1 protein-coding gene, 1 rRNA gene and 1 pseudogene are annotated in these 2,364 nt (G+C 34.3%); all 3 read right to left on the bottom strand.

Annotation, left to right across the window (positions count from 1 at the left end; all coding sequences use genetic code 11):
- Positions 1–250: 250 nt before the first annotated feature.
- The gene (locus HCH28_RS24750; RefSeq protein WP_221683486.1) at positions 251–1,144 is read right to left on the bottom strand and encodes a patatin-like phospholipase family protein; all 894 of its coding nucleotides are present in this window, start codon (positions 1,142–1,144) and stop codon (positions 251–253) included.
- Positions 1,145–1,760: 616 nt separating this feature from the next.
- Positions 1,761–2,217 (bottom strand): annotated as a pseudogene (gene tnpA, locus HCH28_RS24745) (IS200/IS605 family transposase).
- Between the two features lie 77 nt (positions 2,218–2,294).
- Positions 2,295–2,364: ribosomal RNA gene (gene rrf / locus HCH28_RS25570) — 5S ribosomal RNA — on the bottom strand; the annotation flags it as partial.

Below are 2,364 nucleotides of genomic sequence, written 5' to 3'. Positions count from 1 at the left end.
GTGTTTCGTTCGCTAGTAAAACTAGCTACTTAAAACTTTATTGATTACGTTTTGCTTGTTCAGTTTTCAAGGTTCATTTTGTTTACTCTTCTGTAAGAGTTAACTTTTATATAATAACATGTTTTATATTTAATGTCAAACAGTTATTTTATTTTATATTTTAGTAGCTGCGTATCTCAACAGCAACTTTTATATAATAACACCCTATTTGTCATTGGTCAATAGTTTTATAATTAATTTTTAAAAATAATTATAACCTCAACCTTGGCCAATTTCGTAAAAATTGAATTGTACGGTTTCTTCCTATTTCTAATAGAGTTTCTTTTGTTTCTTCATTTAAATCAAATTGGGTAGCACTATAATCTTCTACAGGAATAAAAATAATATCTCTTTCATGTCGTCTTGATATATACCTTTCATCATGAGCATCTTTCATAGTTGAAAATAGTGCCTCAAATAAATTTAGACCATTCTTAATTTCTTGAGGACATTGTTCTTCTCTACTTCTGCTCAGTTTCAGGCCTAAAATCGGACGTACTTTCCGACCTTCTTTATCATCGAATATCCATAGTGGAAAATTACTTAAAACACCACCATCCACTATAACCGATTCACCCTTCCCAGTCTTTAATGTAACTGGTTCAAAGAAAAAAGGTATACCACAACTCATGCGTAACGCACAAGCAACTGAAAAATTCTTTGCTTCAATTTGATATTTATGCAAATCGTCTGGTAAAACAATCATTCTACCATTGGTTAAATCTGAAGCTACTAACTTAAGTGAATCTTTAGGCAGATCACCAAAAGTGTATACTCCTTTTGCTGCTAGCTTTTGGAAAAACCATTTTTCTAAGGCCTTTCCTTTATAGAGACCTAAATGATTATAAACATTTACCCATTTCATAAAAGGAAAAGGTAAAATTGTTCTTCTTGGATCTAGTAATGAAGGAACATCTAACTCTTCTAGCATCATTTCTATCTCTTTTCCACTATATCCTGCAGCAATAAAGGCAGCTAAAATGGCACCTGCACTTGTACCAGCTACACGTTTAAATCGAAAATGTTCAGCTTCTAGTACTTGATATGCCCCTACTAATGCAAAGCCCTTCAAACCGCCACCAGAAAACACGCCATCAATCCACAAAATTTCCTCTCCTTTTTGATGTAATCTTTACAGTATAAGGATGAAGAATGACGAATAGAACTAGATTTTCTATTTTTTTGACGATTCTTATGTAGATAGTAGCAAACTCTAACGAAGTGTTTAGCTAAAATTCAATTACAGTAACATATAAGAATATGCAGCGAAATATGGTTATTCTAAGAAATGTATAGAGCTACTTAAATCATAGTTTATGTTGCAACAATAATTTCAGTTTCAAAAATTTTTAGTGTAGAACATATTTTTAATAAGAAAAATAAAGGGCATAAGCCCCCAACAGTAATGAAAGCTCTTATCTATATTAACTATGTCTTATAAGGGTGTACTGGTGGTATTAATATTATTTAATTGAAAAAAAGTTACGCTGTTGTTTACGTCTAATTTTATCCTTTCACTGAAGGCTTGATGAAGGCTTGAAAATTTTAAACTGACTTAGTTAATAGCTTTCTAACCCCTCCTATATAGTGCTAAGATTACAATGAATCAGAACCACCAGTCTAACTGGTGGTTTGCTCTACGCGTGAAACGCTGGGGTACTGGCCCATGTCTAAAGACACGCTGAAAGGTCCGCCAACCGCACTCCGTTTTCACGCTACCACTAAGGTGGTTTTATTATTTTTGCTTGTATTTCTTCTCCTGTAAATGGATCAATGAATTCTTTCATGGTCGTTTGATCCTCAAGAATATCCTCTTGCAATTGATTTTTTATATATTCCTGTATGATTTTTCTGTTTCGTTCTACTGTATCTAAATAATATCCGCGACACCAAAACTCCCCATTTCCATATCTCTATTTCAGGTTCGTATGGCAATCGAATATCATTAAACTACTCTTCCCTTTCAAATAACCCACAAACGATGAAACACTTATTTTGGGCGGAATCTCATCAACATACGAATATGATCAGGATAGGCTGTAGCTTCAATGATTTCGACTCCTTTTCTTTCACATAACTGGCGAAGAATTCTACCTATATCTGCCTTCTATATTTTGGCGCAAAGACGATGTGATACTTACAATTCCATGTAGTGTGTGCTAAATTTTTATTATTCATTGAGAGCCTCTCGCATAGCAAGGGGTTTTCAAAAGATACAATAAAAAAACAGTCAGCGCACAGCTGACTGTTTTGTTGCCTAGCGACGTCCTACTCTCACAGGGGGAAGCCCCCAACTACCATCGGCGCTAAAGAGCTTAACTTCCG

Origin of the sequence: Lysinibacillus sp. K60 (assembly GCF_019731275.1) — a bacterium.
Taxonomy (GTDB): Bacteria; Bacillota; Bacilli; order Bacillales_A; family Planococcaceae; genus Lysinibacillus; species Lysinibacillus capsici.
The sequence above is the reverse complement of the archived record's forward strand: the minus strand, read 5'-3'. Positions and strand labels throughout refer to the sequence as shown.